This is a genomic window from Paenibacillus sambharensis (assembly GCF_003233845.1).
Lineage (GTDB): Bacteria > Bacillota > Bacilli > Paenibacillales > Paenibacillaceae > Paenibacillus_I > Paenibacillus_I sambharensis.
This window is the reverse complement of sequence record NZ_QKRB01000010.1, coordinates 57,341-76,807: the sequence shown is the minus strand read 5'-3', so window position 1 is coordinate 76,807 and position 19,467 is coordinate 57,341. Positions and strand designations below refer to the sequence as shown.

21 protein-coding genes and 1 pseudogene are annotated in these 19,467 nt (G+C 51.1%); 6 read left to right on the top strand and 16 right to left on the bottom strand.

Features of this window, described 5'->3' with window-relative positions; all coding sequences use genetic code 11:
* Nucleotides 1–99: 99 nt before the first annotated feature.
* From DNH61_RS01395 to DNH61_RS01385, 3 genes are all read right to left on the bottom strand, one after another.
* The gene (locus DNH61_RS01395) at nucleotides 100–2,589 is read right to left on the bottom strand and encodes an FtsX-like permease family protein (RefSeq protein WP_111144915.1); all 2,490 of its coding nucleotides are present in this window, start codon (nucleotides 2,587–2,589) and stop codon (nucleotides 100–102) included.
* Nucleotides 2,586–3,362: an ABC transporter ATP-binding protein gene (locus DNH61_RS01390; RefSeq protein ID WP_111145045.1), complete on the bottom strand. Its 777-nt coding sequence runs from the start codon at nucleotides 3,360–3,362 to the stop codon at nucleotides 2,586–2,588. The genes DNH61_RS01395 and DNH61_RS01390 overlap by 4 nt, the downstream gene beginning before the upstream one ends.
* Nucleotides 3,363–3,534: 172 nt before the next feature.
* Nucleotides 3,535–5,100, bottom strand: coding sequence for a BCCT family transporter (locus DNH61_RS01385; RefSeq protein WP_111144914.1), 1,566 nt, complete (start codon nucleotides 5,098–5,100; stop codon nucleotides 3,535–3,537).
* A 577-nt stretch (nucleotides 5,101–5,677) separates the two neighbouring features.
* Here DNH61_RS01385 and DNH61_RS01380 point away from each other — a divergent pair.
* On the top strand, nucleotides 5,678–5,905 hold the full coding sequence (locus DNH61_RS01380; RefSeq protein WP_111144913.1) for a hypothetical protein: 228 nt from the start codon (nucleotides 5,678–5,680) through the stop codon (nucleotides 5,903–5,905).
* 290 nt (nucleotides 5,906–6,195) lie between these two features.
* On the opposite strand, the gene DNH61_RS27140 is transcribed toward DNH61_RS01380, so the two are convergent.
* The 3 genes from DNH61_RS27140 to DNH61_RS01370 form a co-directional block, all read right to left on the bottom strand.
* Nucleotides 6,196–6,393, bottom strand: a complete 198-nt coding sequence (locus DNH61_RS27140; protein WP_425452197.1) for a hypothetical protein — start codon at nucleotides 6,391–6,393, stop codon at nucleotides 6,196–6,198.
* 63 nt (nucleotides 6,394–6,456) lie between these two features.
* The gene (locus DNH61_RS01375; RefSeq protein WP_111145044.1) at nucleotides 6,457–6,915 is read right to left on the bottom strand and encodes a VOC family protein; all 459 of its coding nucleotides are present in this window, start codon (nucleotides 6,913–6,915) and stop codon (nucleotides 6,457–6,459) included.
* Between the two features lie 86 nt (nucleotides 6,916–7,001).
* Entirely contained in the window at nucleotides 7,002–8,039 is a 1,038-nt protein-coding gene (locus tag DNH61_RS01370) for a Gfo/Idh/MocA family protein (protein WP_281272358.1), read from the bottom strand.
* A 186-nt stretch (nucleotides 8,040–8,225) separates the two neighbouring features.
* Here DNH61_RS01370 and DNH61_RS01365 point away from each other — a divergent pair.
* Nucleotides 8,226–8,393 (top strand): annotated as a pseudogene (locus DNH61_RS01365) (AraC family transcriptional regulator); the annotation flags it as partial.
* An 84-nt stretch (nucleotides 8,394–8,477) separates the two neighbouring features.
* Here the strand turns inward: DNH61_RS01365 and DNH61_RS01360 are convergent.
* Both DNH61_RS01360 and DNH61_RS01355 read right to left on the bottom strand, forming a co-directional pair.
* Nucleotides 8,478–9,395, bottom strand: coding sequence for an MBL fold metallo-hydrolase (locus DNH61_RS01360; protein WP_111144912.1), 918 nt, complete (start codon nucleotides 9,393–9,395; stop codon nucleotides 8,478–8,480).
* A 157-nt stretch (nucleotides 9,396–9,552) separates the two neighbouring features.
* On the bottom strand, nucleotides 9,553–9,921 hold the full coding sequence (locus tag DNH61_RS01355; protein ID WP_111144911.1) for a DUF4363 family protein: 369 nt from the start codon (nucleotides 9,919–9,921) through the stop codon (nucleotides 9,553–9,555).
* A gap of 85 nt (nucleotides 9,922–10,006) precedes the next feature.
* Here DNH61_RS01355 and DNH61_RS01350 point away from each other — a divergent pair, with 85 nt between their 5' ends.
* Nucleotides 10,007–10,714, top strand: coding sequence for a YetF domain-containing protein (locus tag DNH61_RS01350; protein ID WP_111144910.1), 708 nt, complete (start codon nucleotides 10,007–10,009; stop codon nucleotides 10,712–10,714).
* 16 nt (nucleotides 10,715–10,730) lie between these two features.
* Here the strand turns inward: DNH61_RS01350 and DNH61_RS01345 are convergent, their stop codons facing one another.
* Complete coding sequence (locus DNH61_RS01345; protein WP_245947846.1) at nucleotides 10,731–12,032, bottom strand: MFS transporter; 1,302 nt, start codon at nucleotides 12,030–12,032, stop codon at nucleotides 10,731–10,733.
* Nucleotides 12,033–12,161: 129 nt separating this feature from the next.
* Nucleotides 12,162–13,379 (bottom strand): MerR family transcriptional regulator, encoded by a 1,218-nt coding sequence (locus tag DNH61_RS01340; protein ID WP_111144908.1) that lies wholly within the window; start codon nucleotides 13,377–13,379, stop codon nucleotides 12,162–12,164.
* Nucleotides 13,380–13,533: 154 nt separating this feature from the next.
* Here DNH61_RS01340 and DNH61_RS01335 point away from each other — a divergent pair, with 154 nt between their 5' ends.
* Entirely contained in the window at nucleotides 13,534–14,793 is a 1,260-nt protein-coding gene (locus DNH61_RS01335; RefSeq protein WP_111144907.1) for a GGDEF domain-containing protein, read from the top strand.
* A 58-nt stretch (nucleotides 14,794–14,851) separates the two neighbouring features.
* Here DNH61_RS01335 and DNH61_RS01330 read toward each other — a convergent pair whose 3' ends face one another.
* The 5 genes from DNH61_RS01330 to DNH61_RS01310 are packed head-to-tail and all read right to left on the bottom strand — an operon-like array spanning nucleotide 14,852 to nucleotide 17,174.
* On the bottom strand, nucleotides 14,852–15,151 hold the full coding sequence (locus DNH61_RS01330) for a spore coat protein (protein ID WP_111144906.1): 300 nt from the start codon (nucleotides 15,149–15,151) through the stop codon (nucleotides 14,852–14,854).
* A gap of 13 nt (nucleotides 15,152–15,164) precedes the next feature.
* Nucleotides 15,165–15,359: a hypothetical protein gene (locus tag DNH61_RS01325; RefSeq protein WP_111145042.1), complete on the bottom strand. Its 195-nt coding sequence runs from the start codon at nucleotides 15,357–15,359 to the stop codon at nucleotides 15,165–15,167.
* Nucleotides 15,360–15,392: 33 nt separating this feature from the next.
* Nucleotides 15,393–16,529: a zinc-dependent alcohol dehydrogenase gene (locus tag DNH61_RS01320; RefSeq protein WP_111144905.1), complete on the bottom strand. Its 1,137-nt coding sequence runs from the start codon at nucleotides 16,527–16,529 to the stop codon at nucleotides 15,393–15,395.
* Nucleotides 16,526–16,912: a spore coat protein gene (locus tag DNH61_RS01315; RefSeq protein ID WP_111144904.1), complete on the bottom strand. Its 387-nt coding sequence runs from the start codon at nucleotides 16,910–16,912 to the stop codon at nucleotides 16,526–16,528. The genes DNH61_RS01320 and DNH61_RS01315 overlap by 4 nt, the downstream gene beginning before the upstream one ends.
* A complete protein-coding gene (locus DNH61_RS01310; RefSeq protein WP_111144903.1) occupies nucleotides 16,905–17,174 on the bottom strand; it encodes a spore gernimation protein GerQ in 270 nt (89 codons plus the stop codon). Before DNH61_RS01310 ends, DNH61_RS01315 begins: the two co-directional genes overlap by 8 nt.
* A 281-nt stretch (nucleotides 17,175–17,455) precedes the next feature.
* On the opposite strand from DNH61_RS01310, the gene DNH61_RS01305 reads away from it, so the two are divergent.
* Together DNH61_RS01305 and DNH61_RS01300 are read left to right on the top strand one after the other, a co-directional pair.
* Entirely contained in the window at nucleotides 17,456–18,022 is a 567-nt protein-coding gene (locus tag DNH61_RS01305) for a hypothetical protein (protein ID WP_245947854.1), read from the top strand.
* An 11-nt stretch (nucleotides 18,023–18,033) separates the two neighbouring features.
* Complete coding sequence (locus DNH61_RS01300; protein WP_111145041.1) at nucleotides 18,034–18,651, top strand: YqaA family protein; 618 nt, start codon at nucleotides 18,034–18,036, stop codon at nucleotides 18,649–18,651.
* A 56-nt stretch (nucleotides 18,652–18,707) separates the two neighbouring features.
* Here the strand turns inward: DNH61_RS01300 and DNH61_RS01295 are convergent, their stop codons facing one another.
* Nucleotides 18,708–19,454, bottom strand: a complete 747-nt coding sequence (locus DNH61_RS01295) for a FlxA-like family protein (protein ID WP_181438535.1) — start codon at nucleotides 19,452–19,454, stop codon at nucleotides 18,708–18,710.
* Between the last annotated feature and the right edge of the window lie 13 nt (nucleotides 19,455–19,467).

Here is a 19,467-nt window from a genome sequence, read left to right as displayed (position 1 = left end):
GAACTCCTATGCTGTATGTCTTGGCCGAACGGATAAATTTACATACAGCCTCTAATACCACTAATGCAGCGGGCCTAACCAGCCCGCTGCATTAGTGGATTACTTGTTATCGCGGCTCAGCTCGGCGACCAGCTTCCTCCGGCTAAGCATACCGGCGTATGGAATGAAGACTGCACAGGCAATGCCAATCGTAGCCAGCGACATCATCCCTGCCAGACGGAAATTGAATATTAAGCCTCCACTCGGGTCAATGAAGCCCAGAATATACGAGGTCAGGACACCCAGCACAATGCCTAATGCGAGACCGATGGACACGTACAGCAGCACCTGCGTCAGGACGACACGTCGCAGCCCCCGGGAAGTAACCGACAAAGTCCGGAGAATGGCATACTCTCTCCGTTTTGTCTGAATATGGTTGATCATCGTATTACAGATACCGATCATGACCGTGATTAGAATGGTCACCAGCACCGCTATGAAAATGGACCAGCGCTGAAGAAACATCTCATTTGATTTAGCCACTGCCTGCTTATAGCTGCTGATTGAAAGCTGGGCAGGATATTTAGCCTTAAGCTCCTCAAGCTGACGCATGGCCTGCTCTTCCTGTCCGGCGTGTACGAGCAGCTTGCTCAGCACCATTTCTGCTCTGGCATATGAGGTCATTGACCAGTCCAGATAAGCATCGTAATGACTGCCGGGAAGCTCCTCGGCAATGCCGGCTACAACTAGCGGCTCTCCTGTCGTCCGTTTTCTGTAGCCAGAAACATCGAGTCTGACCTGATCGCCAATCCCAAGCTGATGAGCCTCAGCAAGCTTCCGGGTAATGACAACCCTGCCCTTGTTATCGGTGTCCTCCGCCAGCTTCAGCAGTCCCTGCCGTTCCAATCCCTCTAGATTGGCAAAAGCGTAGCTGTAATAAAAATCCGTTTCTGACCCTTCGGGAGTAAATCCAGCGGGTTCACTAATAGCACTGACGATTTCCACCCCTGCTGCCTCCTGAACATCCCTACTCAGCTCTTTAGGACCAAGACCCAGCTCCACGCCGCCTCGATTCTTAATGACGATGTTAGTCGGGTGCTGCTGCTTCAGCCACTTGGCATCATTGACTTTGATCGTCTCAAACAGGGTCGTACCGAATACCGTAATAATCATCAATGTACTGATGGTCAAGATGACAAATGTATTTCGCCGGACTTGCGGGATCATGTTGCGAACCGCCACAAAGGATAAATTGCCCGCTCCTACCTTCAGCAGAGGCCCAAGCGACCTTAGCACGACTGGCACATAGAGCGAGAACAGCCTGTATGCAGCCAGAATAATGAGCACAGCGGCCAGCAGAATATAGAGTGCGCTTGAGCCATCTCCAGGATCTGCGGTAAGCCCCGTTACCAAGGAGAATAACCCTGTCCCGAGCAGGATGAACCCCAGCAGCTTCCCGGCTCGTTTATAGACAAAATCATTATTCTCATTGTTCTCCACAATCTTCATCGGCAGCACGTTGGCGTTCTTATAAGATGGTATGAACATAAAGACCTGGATCAGCAGTCCGCTGAGGAGCATGGCCGGCAGGGCTTCTGCCAGGCTGAAGCTGGTTGTGTCCATTTCCTGGGAAAACAGTCCGGCAAGCCAGGTCTGGGTGATTCGGCTGCCGATCCAGGCAAGCATAAGACCGAGCAGCATGCCGGCTGCATTCAGCATTGTGTTTTGCAGCAGAGCCACCCTGAACAGCTGGCCTCTTGATGCCCCGATCGCCCGCATGATGGCCATCTGGTTGCGATATTTGTAAGCGAAGGTTTCTGAATTTGACAGAATGAATAATGAGGATATGATCAGCACCAGTACGGATAAGACGATCATGAAGACACGCAGGGAGTTCAAATTCGCTGTCAAAAATTCATTCTCATTCGCCAGATCAATCCGGAGCTCGGAGTCCAGCTGATGCAGAGAACGGGCGAGCGCTTCTATATCGGCATGCTGAGCGGCTTTAATCAAGACATAGGTAGCTTCCCGGCCTGCTTTCGTAACCGGATTGGACATCTCTCTCACCGTTTCACGCGGCAGAATGATCATGTCCAGCGTAGCGGGGCGCCACTCCTCCACCGTCTCTGCCAGCCGGAAGGACCGGTCATGAATGGATACCTGGTCGCCTGCCTTAAGCTCTAAAGCATCGGCAAGTGCAGCATTCAAGATCACATCAGACGGACCAAGATCGGCGGTGAAATGATACACGCTCTTGGCCAGCTCGTCATTGCCCACCCCGACGGTATACATCCCTCTTCCCAGTGTGTCGATGGAGAATCGGTCGATGATTACCGCTGAATGCTGCCCGATGGCCGGGTCTGATGTCATCTGCCGGAGCATCCCGGCATCAATGACCTTGGTGCTGTCCGGCTTATAGCCTGCCGAAATATCCATTTCGCCGAACAGCTGCCGGCTGTCCTGCTCGATCGACAGCCTGGCATTAGCCGAGAATACCGTCATGGTAATAACCAGAAAGACAGACAGCCCGATACTAACGAGGGTGGAGATGGTCAGAAACTTGTTGGCACCAAAGAAACGGAGAGCCAGACCGGTTAGTGAACGTATCATTGCGCTCTCCCCATGATTGCCCGAAACCGGGAGAGAATCCGGTCCATGTCCTGCTCATCCTTTCGGCATATGTACTCTGCTGCTATCTGTCCGTCATGAAAGAACAGAACTCGGTCGGCGAAGGTGGCAACATACGGGTCATGCGTGACCAGAATAATGCTCTGACCGAGCTGCTCCTTCATCTGTCCCAGCACACGCAGCACTTCCGTTGTGGTGTTGAAGTCCAGGTTCCCCGTCGGCTCGTCCGCCAGAATGATCGGCGGCTTTGTAATCAGTGCTCTGGCTATCGCGACCCGCTGCTGCTGGCCTCCTGACAGCTGAACCGGCCTGTGCTTTCGCCAATCGGAGAGCCCTACAAGCCCGACCATCTCCGCAACTCTTGCTTTCATCTCTTTCACCGGAATATTTTTTAAGATGAGGGGCAGCGCGATATTTTCCTCCACAGAGAGATCCTTTAGCAGATTGTAAGACTGGAAAATGAATCCGATGTTCTCGCTGCGGTATTGCGTCGCATACGGTTCCTTGAACATGTCAGGATGAACCCTGCCATTAAGCGCAATGGTCCCTTCATTGGGACTATCCAGCGCACCGACCAGGTTCAGGAAGGTGCTCTTGCCCGAGCCGCTTGTGCCCATAATGGCCAGAAACTCACCCTGCTTCAGATGCAAAGATGTGTGCTTCAGTGCATGTACCTTGTGTCCGGCTTCTTCATACCTTTTGCTAAGATTCGTAATGGATAATACCTTCTCCTCTGTTGTACTCAAGCTGTTCATGCCCCCCATATCAAATATTCTGTTCCATAAATGTAATTTATTATAAATTTGGTGTAATTGTATCATAGAACAGAACACAGTTGGTAGGTTGGGAATGAACTGACATGCAGAAGGAGGCACCTTCGACAAGGTGCCTCCTTCTGCAATTATTTCAATTATTAAACCGCTTGGGCTACCGGATCCGAGCCTTCTTCTCCGCCGCATTCGCAGCCTTCTCCTGTTCATGAATATACTTCGCGTCTACCTTACGCAGCGGCAGCGGTTCCTTGCTTAAATATTTCACGGTTGCGACCACCAGTAACAGCAGCAGAACGGTGAACGGCAGGGCCGCAATCAGCGAGGCGGTCTGCAAGGCTTCCAGGCCCCCTGCATACAGCAGAACAGCGGCTATCGCTGACATCAGTACGCCCCAGACGACCTTTGCATACTGCCCCGGATTCAGGCTTCCGTACGTCGTCATACTGGCAAGAATATAGGTTGCCGAGTCCGCTGAAGTGACCAGGAAGGTGAAGATCAGCAGAATGGACATAATCGACAGAATATTGGTAAGCGGCAGGAATTCATACAGCTGGAACAACGCGGTCGCCAGATCGTTATGAACCGCTCCCGCAATATCTGTCCCTTGGTTTAGGTCATTCCATAATGCCGTGCCCCCGAAGGTCGCGATCCACACACAGGCAATCGCCGGCGGGATTATCATAACCCCGAGTATGAATTCCCGGATCGTCCGTCCCTTGGATACCCGCGCAATGAAGGCCCCTACGAAAGGCGACCAGGCGATTGCCCAGGCCCAGTAGAAGATCGTCCAGTCCCGAACCCAGGTTCCTCCCGTATAAGGCTGCAAGCGCAGACTGTATTGAATAAAGTTGGCGAAATAATCACCTACAGCGAGCGTCAAGGTTTCCATGATGAAGACCGACGGCCCCGTAATGAACACGAAGAGCAGCAGGCCAAGCGCCAGTCCGAGGTTCAGGTTGCTGAGATAGCGGATGCCCTTCTCCAAACCTGTGGAGGAGGAGATCATGTAGGCAACGAAGATAACTGCAATAATGACAAGCTGAATGCCAACCGAGCTGCCGGTACCGAATACTGCGCCAAGGCCGCTGTTCATCTGCAGCACCCCAAGCCCTACCGACGTTGCAATTCCCATCACCGTCGCGATGACAGCCAGCGAATCGACCGTGTGACGGACAACAGGCTTTCGGCCGACAACCGGCTCCAGAGCCGTAGAGATCAGTCCCTTCTGCTGCCTTCTAAACCACAACAGACCGATGACAAGGCCTACGATCGCGAATACGGACCACTGGCTCACGCCCCAATGGAAGAATGCATAGCCCATTGCCACTCGCGCCGCCTCCTGTGTCTGGCCTTCAATCTGAGCGAACGGCGCTGTAAAGAAGTGGCTCATAGGTTCCGCTACCCCCCAGAAGACAAGACCGGCACCAAAGCCCGCCGAGAAGAGCATGCCAACCCACGTAAAGAACGGAAACTGCGGCCGTTCATCCTGCCCGCCAAGGCGGATCCCGCCATACTTGCTTATAGCCAGACCGATCAGGAAAATCGTGATGACAAACACCGCAAGCAGGTAGAACCAGCCAAACTTGCTGGTCGTAAGAAGAAATAACCGGCTCGCCGTCTCACCGAATGCTTCCGGCATGAGGGCACCGATTAATACGAATAACACGATAATGGCTGCTGATACGGAAAAGACAGGGTTCTTCCAAACCTTGTGATTCATATTTCTAACCACCTTATTTCTGTTCAGATTTTGTTGCTGGGCCTTACGGCCGCTGCTTTCCCTAATCCTCTAGATTCCAGATGAAATCTGATCGCCCATCCCTCTACATAATATGGGTCAGTCCTAGCACATGTTCACTTTCAAGAGATGAGCCGGGAATATCCAACTGCTGGCAATATACACAACTTACTACCACAAACAGCCGACATCTAAGCAAGCGAGCGTCAATATAGGCATTCCACCACACCGGGAAAACTTGTATTTTAGGTTATAGAGCCCTTTTCTAAACGTAAATAGCTACCACAGCCACTTGAAAGGATGGACCGCTTTAATGAAGTTACAACCAAATGTTTGCAACATTATTTAGCTTTGTTCAGTTATATAGACAGCAAGGAATATGAGAATACCTCATCGAATAAGAAGAGTATATTGGTCAGATCTTGCCAGTTTACTGTAACCGAAACGAATACCAAACTTAGGCCTTCTGCTTATCCTTGTTAACGGGCGAAACAACGGAACTTATCGGTATCTTTTCACGTCTCAATTGGGATATTAACTGTAAATAAGGAGGTTTGTAATGAAGCTAGGTATGTATTTTGTTTTAATGATAATGACCTTTATGTTTGCTCTTGTAGGTTGTAATAGTTATAGTCCATTTGGAGAAAATTTGGAAAATAGTAATGAGGTGTTAGTGAAGGGAGAAAGGTTTGAGAAGAAAATAACCGATGCAGATAAAATATCAAGTTTGGTTGATGTTATGAATAAAAGCAAAGTAATAGCCCTCCTGAAAAAGCCAAGGGTATAAACCCTGAGGTCGCAAAAGAAACAGTTATGTTTCATTTTCCTAGTGCAGACTTTTTCTACATTGGAGATGGCTACTTGTATTATGGGAATGATGGGCAATATTATTTAGTTTCAAGAGATATTGAAAAGTATATGACAGAGCAATAATCTTAGATTTCGACTTAGAACGATACCTCAATAAACCGCCTTTCGCCAAGGCGGTTTTTTAACGTATAAATCAACATTAGAATTTAACATAGCCCCTTTTCATAAAAAAATAAAAGGCCCCTCTCAGGAGACCTTCTATCTTCTTCATTTGAAGAAAAAAATGATGATGGACGGGGAAACGCAAAGTATTCCCGCTGCAAAAAGAATCAGTGTCCATTTGTGTCTAACGGACCGGTTCTCACCCTCCGGGTCATTCATACGCTCGCTATAGTGGTTTGCCCGCATACGGTCTCCGCTGACAGCCCCGCCGTTCAGCAAGAATGCCAGGAAGAGCATCGCTATTCCAACGATGAGGGCAGCGTTAACAAAAGCTATAGTTTATCACATCCTTAGAGTTCTTCAATTTTACTTCTTATCGTTCTCAAGCAGCTCCACCACTATCTTCAGTTCCTTGAAGGTGTCCATATAGGCATAGCGGCCGCCCGGATATTCGCCCTTCTGCTGAAGCGGAAAGCCCTTGCTCTCCAGCAGCGTGATTTTCTCCTTCATGCCCTCAATGACTAACGCGATATGATGCGGCCCCTCGCCATGCTCTTCCAGATGGCTGCGCCAGGTGCTTGGATGCTCATCCGGTTCAATAAGCTCGATCTGAATACTGCCCATCTTCATGAAAGCCAGCTTCGCGCGGGCGGGAGTCGGTTCGCCATTATAATTCGTCTCCGCTTCTTCCAGCGGCCCAGTCCAGCTGGCCTCCGGCTTCTCGATCCCGAAGAAATCGGCATAAGCCTGCGAAACCTTATCAATATCATGAACCAGTATGCCGATGTGTACCACTACATTGTTGCCGAGCAATCCTTGTGTCATATTATTCAGGTCTCCTCTGCTGATTGATATAGGGCCTAACATCCTGCTTTCCTTCTGTGTACCTTTATCATTAACCAGAATAGCGATTAATTCTCCGCCAGGTATTCCGCCAGTGTGACCTTGCAGCCTGATCTTGCACTCTCCAGTGCCCCCATCACCATGGCCATGCTCTTGATATTATCCTTGCAGTCGGTTTCGGCGGCCCGCCCTTCCCTCAGAGCTGCGAACATCTCATCCAGGCCGCCGGTATGGCCTTCACGTTCTGTCTGGGGCTTGCTCGCTTCTACCCTTGTATATTTCTTGAGAAAAACCTCTTCCTGCTCATCCGGGTCAACAACCTCCGCATAAGGCGCATGCTCGCCATCCCACACTGCCGTTCCCTTTTCCCCGTTTATGCGCCAGTCCGCATCCCACGATGTGGGTACCCCTTCCGCACACCAGGAGCCTCTATAGCAGAAGATGGAGCCGTCTGACATTTCGAAAATACAGATGGCCGCGGCATTTCCCGCATACCATGATCCCGCTGGATTGAACTCCTGGCAGTACACACTAACCGGATCTGCGCCTGTTATGTATCTGGCCTGGTCGAAGGTGTGAATCGCCATATCTAGGATTAGCGGACTTTCCATCGCATCCCGGAACCCGCCGAAATGCGGCGCCAGGAAGAAATCGGCCCCTGTATAGCCAATCCGTCCGATTGTCCCGTCTGCTATTAGTCCTCTCAGTGCTCTGATGTGACGGTTAAACCGCCTGTTCTGCATAACCGCCATGGAACGGCCGGTTTCCTCCGCAATCCGCACAATATCCTGTGCCTCCTGCATCGTCGCCGCCATCGGCTTCTCGCTGAACACATGACAGCCAAGCCTCATGGCTGTTGAACTGACTGCATAATGGCTTGCCGGTATGGTCGCATCCACGACCAGATCAGCCCCCGACTGCCGGATCGCTTCCTCCAGCCCGGTATAGAGACCGCAGGTCAGCCCATGCCTGTCTGCAAGCGCTTTCGCATTTGCCTCTTGAATATCCACCAATGCCGCAATCTTTACCTCCGGCCGCTCGAGCAGATCCTCCACCCATACATTCGCCATGCCGCCGCAGCCAACCAAGACAACATTATACGCCACGCATGCATACCTCCTTATCCTAAGCACTTACCGTTATCATATAGAAAGCACACCCGCTGTGCACGTATAATTTTAACGATAATATTCTGACTGTGAAGCTGGCAGTCTGTTCGATCGGCGCATTCAGGAGCAGGACGTGTTAATTAGACGCTGATACAATGATTTCCAAGGAGGAGAGACGTCCTTATGGAATGGTTATCCCGCATGCAGAGCGCACTTGACTTAATAGAGGTTAAGCTGGGAGAGCGTCTGGAAATTGATGAGCTTGCGCAGGCCGCCTACTCGTCGCCCTTTCACTTTCAACGGATGTTCTACATGGCGACCGGCATGACGGTAGCCGATTATATTCGCAGACTATCGCACAGAAATCTGGATTCCGATCAAGAAGCAGTAACATAATAGAGACAGAGCCGACAATAGCCGGCTCTGTCTCTATTTTCACACTCGCAGAGTTTCGCCAAGCGCCATAGTATGCAGTCTGTTAGGATCAAGCTGCTGCTGCTCCCACGCGGCCCTGACCCGGAGAAGAGCCTCCTGCGGCGTATCATCAGCCAAGCGGAAGGCATCATAGTGCATTGGGATAAACATACCTGCGTTCAATTCCGTATAAGCCTTTACTGCTTCTTCCGGCGTCATATGCTGGTTAGCCATGAACCACTCCGGCTCATAAGCCCCGATTGGCATTAAGACATAATCGATCTTGTATCGCTTACCAATCAATTCGAATCCATGATAATACCCGCTGTCTCCCACAAAATAAATTGCAACTCCGTTATATTCAATCATCCAGCCGCCCCATAGAGAAGCATTGATATCCCTCAACCCCCGTCTCGACCAGTGAAGGGAGGGCAAGAAGGTAATCTTTAGCTCCCGGTGTACCCTCTCATCCCACCAACTAAACTCCTGTACATCATTATAGCCCTTCTTCTTGAAGAGCTGACCAAGCCCTTCCGGCACCAGATAAACAGGTTTTCCCGGCAGGCGGGCAATTGAGGCAAAATCCAGATGATCATAATGATTGTGAGAAACTAGCACCATATCAATCTCGGGCATTTCCCCGATTGAGATTCCCGGCTCTGCCAATCTAGTTTCAAGACCCATTCGACTAGCCCAGACCGGATCGGTTACAATATTGAGTCCACCTATCTGGATCAGGAAGGTGCAGTGGCCAATCCAGGTAATAGCTGATTCTGTACGATTAGTTTTTATAAATTGATTGTCAATTCGATCATATACGGGGACCCGGAACGACAGATCTTTTTTCTTGCGAAGACGCTCAATTCTCCATCGTAACAGGTCTGCTGCCCGTACTTTGCTGACGGCAGTATGCTCACTTTTATCTATTTCGGCTCCCATGTTATTCTCCTCATCCCTATCAACTGCGTCATCTACCAGTTGGTTAATTTCCCCACCTCAATTATAAATCCCCTTTTCCAACAGGTAAATCACATAGCAGCAAAACCTATAGGTATGGCTTCTTCATTTTTCATAAGACAACACCACTCTCAGCCGGCTAAATAATCACAAAATCGTCCAGCCTGGCCCTGATTTGGGCGATTAGCTGCTTGGCCTCACTCGCATTCTCTTCTTGGATAAGTGCCGCGAGTACATCGATATCAATTCTGGTATTTGAAGCACTTTGGTTGGGTCCAAGAAGATCTAGAATCCACCGTTTCGTGTGGAATAACTCCCTTAATTCTTGTACTTCCGTTTTTGCCCGGGTCCATTCACCCGCCTGAACATATTTAAGCACGGCTAACGTCTGCTCGGTCAAGGGATTACGGTCAGACTGCTTTAGAGCAGAATAGGACCATGCCAGACCAGACACAAGAACGATCACCAACAGGGCGGCAGGCCATCTTGCCAGCAAAATTTTATTCATTTTATCCTTCTCCTCGTTTAGTACCCTCACCTTATCCCAATACTGTTGCTATAGCTTAACAATTCGCGAGAGGGGGATTAGCAGCTTGCTTGATTATATTATTCTGGTCAGAGCTCTGATCAGCTTCATCTTTCTCTTCATCTTGACCCGGCTTAGCGGCAAGAAGCAGCTTGCACAGTTCTCTTATTTTGATTACATCGTCGGTATTACCGTCGGCAACTTTGCGGCGAGCATGGTGCTGGAACCGGAGACCAGTCTAGTAGACGGCCTTGTAGCCGTAACCGTCTGGGGTACGCTCCCAATCTTCCTGAGCTTAATGAGCCGGAAGCATTCCGTTCTGCTCAAGCTGCTCGAGAGCAGCCCTACCGTTCTCATTGAGAACGGCAAGTTCTTGACCGATGGATTGATCAAGGAAAATCTGACCGCCCAGAATGTCATGCTGCTCCTCCGCAAGAACGGAAACTTCAAGCTGGAGGATATCGAGCTTGCGGTCTTCGAAACATCGGGCGATCTAAGCATCCTGCCGCGTTCCAGTGCTGCACCCGTTGTCGTCAGTGATTTCAACCCGATGCCGATGGCGGCTCCACGGCCCCGTGTGCTGGTTGTTGAAGGCCATATTCTTAAGGACACCCTGAATGAGCTTGGCTTGACGACAGCCTGGCTTGAGCAGGAGATTAAGAAACAGGGAGCCGATTCCGTACGGGAGGTCCTCGTTGCCCAGCTAAAGACAGATGGAACGCTCTATACCGAAGTGTGGCGGGGCGATCTTAAGGATGTCAAGCTTATCAAGTAAAGGGGCAATCTGGTCGCTAACGGCTACCCGTAGTATCCTCTGCTCCTACCCTATCTATTCGGGCCGGTTCCCTCTCCCTCAGGTTCCTTCCAGCCCTGCTGGTCGAGTACACCGTAAACAGCAGGAACAGTACACCGCCGATCGTCGGGATATAGGTTACCGGCACACTTGACAGCGACAGGCCTGAGATCGCCATCGCGACCGGGACCAGTATTTTGGCAGCGCTAACGCCCAAGCTTAGCACCCTGCCTCTGTACAGTTCCGGCACCTCTCTCTGGATATAATAGAGCAGCGGGATATCAATCAGTGCCACCATAATGCCGAGCGAGAGCATGATCGTGCTGTAGATCGCCATATGACCGCATGGTCCTAGCCCCAGCTCTCCCAGCAGCACTGGGATCCCTACGGCAATCATGCAGACTGCCAGCCCAAGACTGAGCCGGCTGAGCCAGACGATGTAAGACCACCGCGCCATCATTCTGGTTACCATCATTGCCCCCGCAATCATGCCCGCCGGAAAGGCGGCCTGCACGACACCGTATACCTCCGGCTTCAGCCTTAGTTCCGTCGTCAGGATATAAGGCAGCGGGACCGTCACGGTCAGCGTCAGAAAGAAGTTCAGCAGAATCAGAATGGCAAACCGCTGCCGGACATCGGGGCGGCCCATCAGATAATGCCAGCCTTCCCGCATATCCTTCACCAGGCCCGATCTCTTCTCCCGTTCTCCAGCCTCCGGCTGTTCAAACAGCCGAAATTGTATAAACAGCATGCACAGCCCCGACAGGAGAAAAGAAATGCCGTTAACCAGCACGAACAGCCGGATATCGATTAGCGCGAAAATAATTCCGCCGAGCATCGGACCCATAATGGTGGATCCTGATTCGATGATCTTGCCCACGGAATTTATCGTCATAAGCCGGCGCTCCGATACGATATTCGGCTTCGCCGCCTCCAGGCCTATGCTGTAGAAGGTAGTTAACACCGTCAGCAGGAAGGCCGCTGTATAAATAAGCATCAGCTCCAGCCCATAGAAGCTGCTGGTCAAATAGACAACAATCATAAGCAGACCGCTGCCAAGCTCTGTAGTGACCACAATCACCTTCTTATCCCACCGGTCCGCCACAGCACCCGCGAGCGGGTTCAACACGATCGCCGGTATTAACCCCAGCATGAGCGTAATTGCAAAGCTCATGGCAGAGCCTGTCAGCTGAAGAACATACAGCCCGAGTGCGAATTGATAAATCGCTGTACCAAACAGCGATACGATCCTGCCAATTGTATACCCCCATATATTGAATCGTTCTGCTTTAACTTTCACAGCCGTCACCCCACCTGTCAGAAGACTTAATCATCGTACCCATTAAGCCTAAGCGGTCGGGTGAACCCGATGGCAACCGGTTCTGCATCCCCAACTAGACAGCCAAAATACTAAAAGGCAGGGTACACCCTACCTTTTGCCAATATACAAGTATGGAACGACCTCTTCCCCTTCGACGAAGAAGTTCTCGTATTTGCCGCCGCGCCCTACCGGCTCCAGCAGCCGGTCTTCGACAGTGGTATAACCAAGCTCTTGAATGTTCTGCAGAATATTGCGCGCTATAAAATTGTGCCGGTATTGGGCTTCAATCCTGCTACCGGAACTAAACCGGTTAAAGCAGATGTATGAGCCAAGCAGCAGGCTGCTGTCCTTGACCAGCTCGTCAACCTCCCGAAGCAGGAATGCCTCATGCTCAAAGCTGTAATTACTCGTTCCCGAGTGGTCCACCACCATATCGACTGACCGCTGCTTTAGCGGGATATTAAGGAAGTCGGCACATATATACAGGATTGGCGGCCCCCCATCCACCCGGTCGAGCAGCCCTTTTAGAAAACGATGCTTACCCAGACTATGATCAACGGCTATATACAGACTATCCTGCGGCAATGCCTTATAGATGTACCGGAGGAAAAATCCGATGCCTGATCCGAGCTCCAGCATAACCTTTCCGTGCAGGTTCTGCTCCGCGAGCTTCCGCTCACCCCACTGCAGCCCCTTATGAAGATTCTCCAGATAACCGGCATCGGTCTCCTGAATATATCCCGGTATATCAGCTGCCAGAAGAGACTGCTCATGCCCTCTATCCAGCCCGCCAGCGATGAGGATACCGTCCTGAATCACGAAGCTCTCCCCGCAAGAGCAGACCATCCGGCCCCCGGTAACCTGATTGCGGATGACCTCTCCTTCTTCCAAGGTCAGCGGCCCCCGACAAACCGGACAGTTCAGCAGGTCCAGCCACCTCAGATTAATCCCCGTCTGCCTGTCTGTCTTCCCTGCTTCTCCCCGGAACTGGTCAATCCGTTCCTTCAGCTTGAGCCGCGCCCTCTCGAGCACCTCTATCTCCTCGCCCGTCCGCTGATATTTATCCCGGAAGAAGGCCTGATAAGCGTCTTCCTGTTCATACCCCGCAAGGCTGCCGAATTTCCGGTAGAGGAAGATAAGCTTCATCTCGTTCAGGCTAAAGCCCAGCTCCTTGTATTCCCTGATCAGCTTCAGATCCTCCTGGCAGCGATTATCGAATACATACTGGCCGCCCTTCTTCTCCGGCACAACGAGTCCCAAGTCTATGTAATGCCTGACTGCATCAATACTCAATCTGTTCGTCTCGGCGAACTTTCCTATCTTCATCTGTGCGATACCCCCTTATGATTCTAATCATAGCGGAATGAGGATTTCTAAATATTCTATCAAAAGGGAAAATTGAAACTCACTTTTCATTCTATTTTATATATAATGGATATAGCTAACTGTAGTTCTGAACAACAAGGAGACCATAGAAAGCATGACTAAAGCCCGAATCTATGACTTATCGCTATTTACGACTTCTGTGCTTGTTGCTTTAAGTTCAGGACACCTCTTGTCAGACCAATCCGCCTACTTGAAGGCTCTGGTTATCTACTGGCTGTTCTCCTGCCTATATTACAACCTCCGTGTCATTAACAAAAGCGGGAGCACCAGCGTTGACTATGGAATCAGCTATACGTCTTCTCTTACACTATTCGCTGGGCCGATTGGCGTACTAATATTCGAAACGATATTCCGGTTCACGGTCTACTTCCATAAGAAGTGGTCCAAGACAGCTGATCCTGGCGAGTTTCTGGACACCTTCTTCAATATCGGCTCCTTCGTGCTGGCCAACTCGATTGGCTACTATTTGTACTACTGGCTGTCACCAGTCTTTGCGTCCATTCCTTACGGCTTCTGGCTGCTGATGCTGCTGCTGATTATCGTCATCTCGTCGCTTACCACGCTGTTCCTGGTTGTCGTCCTCTTCATAATGGGAGAGCTGCGGTCACTGCGGGAGGCGTATGACTATTCGGTTACGAGCCGAAGCTTCCTGGATTTGGGGAAAATCGCGCTGACGAACGGTCTGCTGCTGCTCTTCCTGCAGGAGCAGCGCTGGGATATCATTGTCAGCTTGTTTCTGCTTAATTATGTCGTCAGCCTCTCCTTCCACTCCAAATCTCAGAGCATTCAAAACAAATATGAACGTGATAAGTTTGAACAGATGGCGTATAAGGATTTCCTGACGGGGATGTTTAACCGTGCTTATATGGATAAGCAGATGGCTGAGCTTAATCAGCCCGGAGAGTCGATTGGCATCGTCGTGACCGATATCGATAATTTCAAGAGGGTGAATGACAGCTATAACCATGCCGTCGGCGATCAGGTTATCAGGCATTTCGCCAGCACCCTTCAATCCTATCTTGCCGAGAACGATATTCTGTTCCGGAGCGGCGGCGAGGAATTCACCATTTTCCTTCGGAATAAGGATTACTCAGCCTGCTGCTTACTGCTCGAGGAGATGCGCCGGGGCATACAGGATAGCACCGTTCACACAGAATACGGTGATCAGGCCATTCAGCTTTCCTATACCGCTTCCTTCGGCCTCTGTTACTTCGAGATTGGCTCACAGGCTTCTATGGAGAAAGGCTATATCCAGGCGGATCAGCTGCTCCTGCGGGCCAAGCATCTCGGCCGGAACCGGGTGCTCGTCAAGGACGATTCACCAGAAGAGCTCATTGAGCAGCCTATACAATAGAAGAAGCACCCTCCAGAGCGAAGGGTGCTTCTTCTCGCCCCAGGCCTGCCCATAGACCTTAGATCTTGGCCAGCTTGAGTGCTGCCGCTATGTGCTTGCGGTCCACCTGAATCTGTTCCTGCACATTCCAAGGATGATACAGGCCCTTGTTTATCATATAGGTGGTAACCCGCTCATGCATGGTGATCAGCTCTTCCAGATGTTCTGTCAGCGTATCCCTAATTTCGGGGGTAATCGTCTCGGTGACGGCCATGGCATAATTGCGGACACCGCTCTTGACGGCGGTAAGCATCTCCATTGCAATCACGTCGTCCTTCAAATCTGCCATGCCCGCTAGACGCTCAATCAACGTGTTCATGCGGCACCTGCCTTTACTGGTTTATCTTGGCCAAAATAGCGTCAAGCTCCTGCAGCTGCCGGGTTGAAAGCTGGACATCCTCCAGCATCAGCCGTTTCAGCTCCTCGTCCGACACCAAAGCGGACATCGTCTTCGAATTGGTCAGGCACACCGCCTTAAATACAGCCATCTCATGCACTTCAAGTGATTCGTGCAGGGCATAGTTCACCAATATCACCACCTTGTCTTCATTCTCCCGCTGCTATGGCTTCAGAACTACCTTGATGCAGTTATCCATCTTCGTATCGAAGATTTGGTACCCGTGCTTGGCTTCCGAGAGCGGCAGCACATGCGTAACAATATCGGAAGGATCTACTTTTCCTGACGTGATCAGCTCATACATATGCGGCATGTAGTGAATAACTGGCGCTTGGCCGGAGCGGATATTGACATTGCGCTGCATAATGTCCCCAAGCGGGAAACCATTATAACGGCCGCCGTATACACCCGTCACCTGAATGGTTCCGCCCTTGCGAACAGCCTGAGAGGCTATAATGATGGCGCTCAGTGTGCCGCCTTGAAGCTTCATTCCGGTAGCGAGAAACTCCAGGTCGTTCATCTTACCGCTCATGCCGACCGCATCGATAACAACATCCGCTCCTCCGCCTGTCATCTCCTTCAGGTAGTTACCGATGTCCTGTTCCTGCTCGATGTTCACGATTTCCACTCGATTGGTACGCTTAGCGTGCTGCAGGCGGTAGTCCACATAATCGGCTGCGATAACGCGCTTCGCGCCCTTAAGCCAGCAGAACTTCTGGATAAGCAGACCGACCGGGCCGCAGCCAAGCACGACGACGGTGTCGCCATCCTTCACACCCGCATTGTCTACACTCCAGAAGGCCGTCGACATCACATCCGCCATCATAATGAGCTTCTCATCGGGCACTTCACAGCTGTCAGGAATGCGAAAATGCGTAAAATTCGCGAACGGCACCCGGAGGTATTCCGCCTGCCCGCCAGCATAGCCCCCGGTAGTTCCGCTGTAGCCGAAGAATCCGCCCATGTCACCATTCTCATTGGAGTTGTCGCACTGGCTCTCGAGCTGACTGCGGCAGTAGATGCATTCGCCGCAGGCGACATTGAAGGGGAGCACCACCCGGTCGCCCTTCTTGAGCTTGGTAACCTCCGGGCCCACTTCCTCCACAATCCCCATTGGCTCATGGCCGATGACATAGTCCTCCTGCATGTTCGGAATCATTCCGTGCAGCAGATGCAGATCCGAACCACAAATTGCTGTAGCCGTAATTCTGACGATCATGTCATCTGGCTTCTGAATGCGCGCATCCGGCACTTCTTTAACCGCTACATTCTTGATGCCCTGAAACGTAACCGCCTTCATGCCTGATCTCCTCCGATATGCTGATCTGGCGTGTCATAGAACATACCCTTCCGTGAGCTGTCTTCACGGAACAGGTTCAGACCGCTGATCTTCACCGTATTATTCGCTGCCAGCATGTCCAGCTTGTACTGTTCGCTAAGCTCATAAGGGTGGAACCATCTCTTGCGGACCATAAGCTCTGTGACCTCCTTATGCATTGCAAGCTCCTGGCGCAGCTGGTTCCGCAGTGCAAGACGAAGCTCCGGTGTGGCAGCTTCTGTCAGTGCTACAGCCGTATTGCGGACAGCCTCCTTAGCCCTAATCAGCAGATCCATCGCCAATGTGGTGTCTGCCAGCTCCGGCATATGCAGCGAGTTAATCGGGTCCAGGTAATCGTTATTCATCCTCCCCGCCCCCATCAAGTGTTGGAGTCGGCCGGTTAGGAGGCACTGGCGCCTGGAATGGAGCTCTGGCATACAAGCGCTGCAGATTCTCAATTGCTTGGGCAGACTGCTCGGCATCCTTCTTCAGCAGCGACTTCAGCTCCACATCAAATACAAGGCCTTGCAGCAGCTTTGATTTAGCAAGCCCCAGTGTTTTCATATTCAGCATTTCATGCAGGTCAACTGATTCATGGGCAGCGAGCATTTGAGCGCGCGTAGGCATGAGGATCCCCCTCCTGTATCGTTTACAGCGTATCGTTCCCTGAATCTGGACATCTATACAGCTTACTGTATTTCTTACAGCTTAGTGCCAAGACCTTAGTCGAGGCCGCAACCGTCCTCTGGTCGGTTACTGCATCGTTATATTTTTGTTAAGCTGGTAAAAAACTTGCCTTTGTATACATAAAATTTGTTATAGTGAGGGGAACACCATTGATCGAAGCTCCAGAAGGTAATGAAGGCCCCCGGTACAGTATATATGTCCTGTTAACGGATACTGGTACCATGTTTACCAGGCTGATTAAGCGGTTTACCTCCGCGCCTTATAATCATGCTTCGCTTTCACTCGATGCCGAGCTCAATGGTCTATACAGCTTTGGCCGCAAGCATGCTGCGAAGCCATGGTCGGGGGGATTTGTTGAAGAGGATATTTATGAGGGCACTTACAGCTATTTTCCCGGTACCCGTTGTGCTCTTCTTCGTTTGAATGTGACGGAGGAGCAGCGGGCGCAAACTATTCGGATCATCCGCTCGTTTCAACGAGAGAAGCAGATGTACCGCTATAATCTCATCGGACTGCTCGGCGTGGTGATGAAACGGGGAATTGAGCCGAAGAATGCTTATTTCTGTTCACAGTTTGTATCGGAAACTCTGCGAAGCAGCGGAATTTCCTTATGGGAACAGCCCTCAACGCTTGTTACCCCCGATGATTTCTACTGTCATACTGCCTTCGAGCTGGTATATGAGGGATTTCTCTACGATTATCCGCTGCTTGACGGAACCAGACTGGTGTTCGAGCGTAGTAGAACTGTCACCAATACTTCTTTTCAATTAGGAGGCAAAGTGGTTTGATTGATGCAGTAATGGAATTTCTGCGCAGCTTCGGGTCAATGGGGCTATTTATACATGCCATGATTGACGCGATCATTTTCCCCGTCCCAGCCTTCTTCCTTCAAGTGTCACTCAGCGCGATTAACCCTGAGAATGCAATATGGCTGGCTACATTCGGGTATCTCGGCTGCCTGGCCGGAACGCCTATCGGCTATGCCCTGGGCCGAACCTCGGGCAACCTGATTCTCAGCAAAATGATGAAGAAGAAATGGCTGGACTCCGCCTCTGAGATGTTCCGGAAGCATGGAGAATCTGCCATTCTGATTGGTTCGTTCACACCTATTCCCTTCAAGCTGTTCACCATTATGTCCGGCGTTATGAACTACCCGTTCTGGAAGCTGTTCGGCTATGCCGCCATCGGCCGCGCCGTCAAATTCTATATCGTCGGTATTCTGTTCTATATGTACGGCCGTGCCGCCGAGCATATGATAGACAAGGTTCTCGGCATTACACTGCTGATTGTCGGAGCAGTAATCTTCGGCATCTGGCTTCTCATCCGCAAGCTCCGCAGCCGGAAGAAGCCGGTTGTATTCAGTCAGGAAGATACAGCCAAACAGGATAGCCCTCCAGCAGCTGAAGGCGGCCTGTAACATAGAATTGGCCTGCGGATACCCGCAGGCCGTTTTCTATTTTGCCCGAATTTCTCCTATACCCGGATATCCAGCTTCACAGCTGTTCCGGCTTGTTCCGCCGGCACTGGCTGAATAGAATTATCCGCCCCCTGTGTCTGCTTCTCCTCGTCAGCCGAGTCTTCCTTTCTAATTACAGCATCAGCCGGCTGATTAGACTGATTATGCAGCTTCGCATATTCCTCGCTTGTCCGTTCATCCAGCTTGGCTATCCGCGCCTTAATTTCACTGCTCTCGGAGAGCTTCCGCTTGAACACAGTCCGTTCAGCATTTTCCCGAAGCACGGCCTTGCTCTCCTCATCGCCAGAACCGACTTCAAGCTGCAGACGCCCCAGCCTGACCTCGTTGTTCAGATTACGAACTTCCCGTTCCATCTGGCCTTTCGTGCTGTGCAGTGTCTTAATTGTCTCGTAGAGACCCGTGGTCTTCATGAGAGTTTCAGCCTGCTCGGCTTCAGGCGAACGCTCATACATCTCGGTCTGGCCAGTCTGCGCAGTTCCTTCCCGTTTGGCGTCTACCTTGTCCTTCATCTTCTCAATCTTTAACTGGTTAACCTGCGCTTCTAGTGACTGCATTTGCTCCCTGAGCGCAGCCACTCGTTCCCTGCGCACCTTGGCGTCCATTTCCTTATCCAGATCAAGCTTCTGAACCTGTTCCTGCAGGCGCGTCACCTGCTGGGTAAGCTCCCGGATCTGCGAATCATAAGGATTCGCTGCCCTTACGGAAGGACTGGGCGCCGGCCCCCGGCTAGATATCGGATTCATACCTATCTCCTCC

Excerpts from the sequence above, each read along its gene's own strand:
- DNH61_RS01375 (WP_111145044.1), bottom strand. The coding sequence starts at position 6,915 with ATGACACAAGGATTGCTCGGCAACAATGTAGTGGTACACATCGGCATA.
- DNH61_RS01395 (WP_111144915.1), bottom strand. The coding sequence starts at position 2,589 with ATGATACGTTCACTAACCGGTCTGGCTCTCCGTTTCTTTGGTGCCAAC.
- DNH61_RS01295 (WP_181438535.1), bottom strand. The coding sequence starts at position 19,454 with ATGAATCCGATATCTAGCCGGGGGCCGGCGCCCAGTCCTTCCGTAAGG.
- DNH61_RS01390 (WP_111145045.1), bottom strand. The coding sequence starts at position 3,362 with ATGAACAGCTTGAGTACAACAGAGGAGAAGGTATTATCCATTACGAAT.
- DNH61_RS01385 (WP_111144914.1), bottom strand. The coding sequence starts at position 5,100 with ATGAATCACAAGGTTTGGAAGAACCCTGTCTTTTCCGTATCAGCAGCC.
- DNH61_RS01320 (WP_111144905.1), bottom strand. The coding sequence starts at position 16,529 with ATGAAGGCGGTTACGTTTCAGGGCATCAAGAATGTAGCGGTTAAAGAA.
- DNH61_RS01330 (WP_111144906.1), bottom strand. The coding sequence starts at position 15,151 with ATGAACACGTTGATTGAGCGTCTAGCGGGCATGGCAGATTTGAAGGAC.
- DNH61_RS01355 (WP_111144911.1), bottom strand. The coding sequence starts at position 9,921 with ATGAATAAAATTTTGCTGGCAAGATGGCCTGCCGCCCTGTTGGTGATC.
- DNH61_RS01335 (WP_111144907.1), top strand. The coding sequence starts at position 13,534 with ATGACTAAAGCCCGAATCTATGACTTATCGCTATTTACGACTTCTGTG.
- DNH61_RS01305 (WP_245947854.1), top strand. The coding sequence starts at position 17,456 with ATGTTTACCAGGCTGATTAAGCGGTTTACCTCCGCGCCTTATAATCAT.
- DNH61_RS01340 (WP_111144908.1), bottom strand. The coding sequence starts at position 13,379 with ATGAAGATAGGAAAGTTCGCCGAGACGAACAGATTGAGTATTGATGCA.
- DNH61_RS01360 (WP_111144912.1), bottom strand. The coding sequence starts at position 9,395 with ATGGGAGCCGAAATAGATAAAAGTGAGCATACTGCCGTCAGCAAAGTA.
- DNH61_RS01310 (WP_111144903.1), bottom strand. The coding sequence starts at position 17,174 with ATGCCTACGCGCGCTCAAATGCTCGCTGCCCATGAATCAGTTGACCTG.
- DNH61_RS01315 (WP_111144904.1), bottom strand. The coding sequence starts at position 16,912 with ATGAATAACGATTACCTGGACCCGATTAACTCGCTGCATATGCCGGAG.
- DNH61_RS01300 (WP_111145041.1), top strand. The coding sequence starts at position 18,034 with ATGGAATTTCTGCGCAGCTTCGGGTCAATGGGGCTATTTATACATGCC.
- DNH61_RS01380 (WP_111144913.1), top strand. The coding sequence starts at position 5,678 with ATGAAGCTAGGTATGTATTTTGTTTTAATGATAATGACCTTTATGTTT.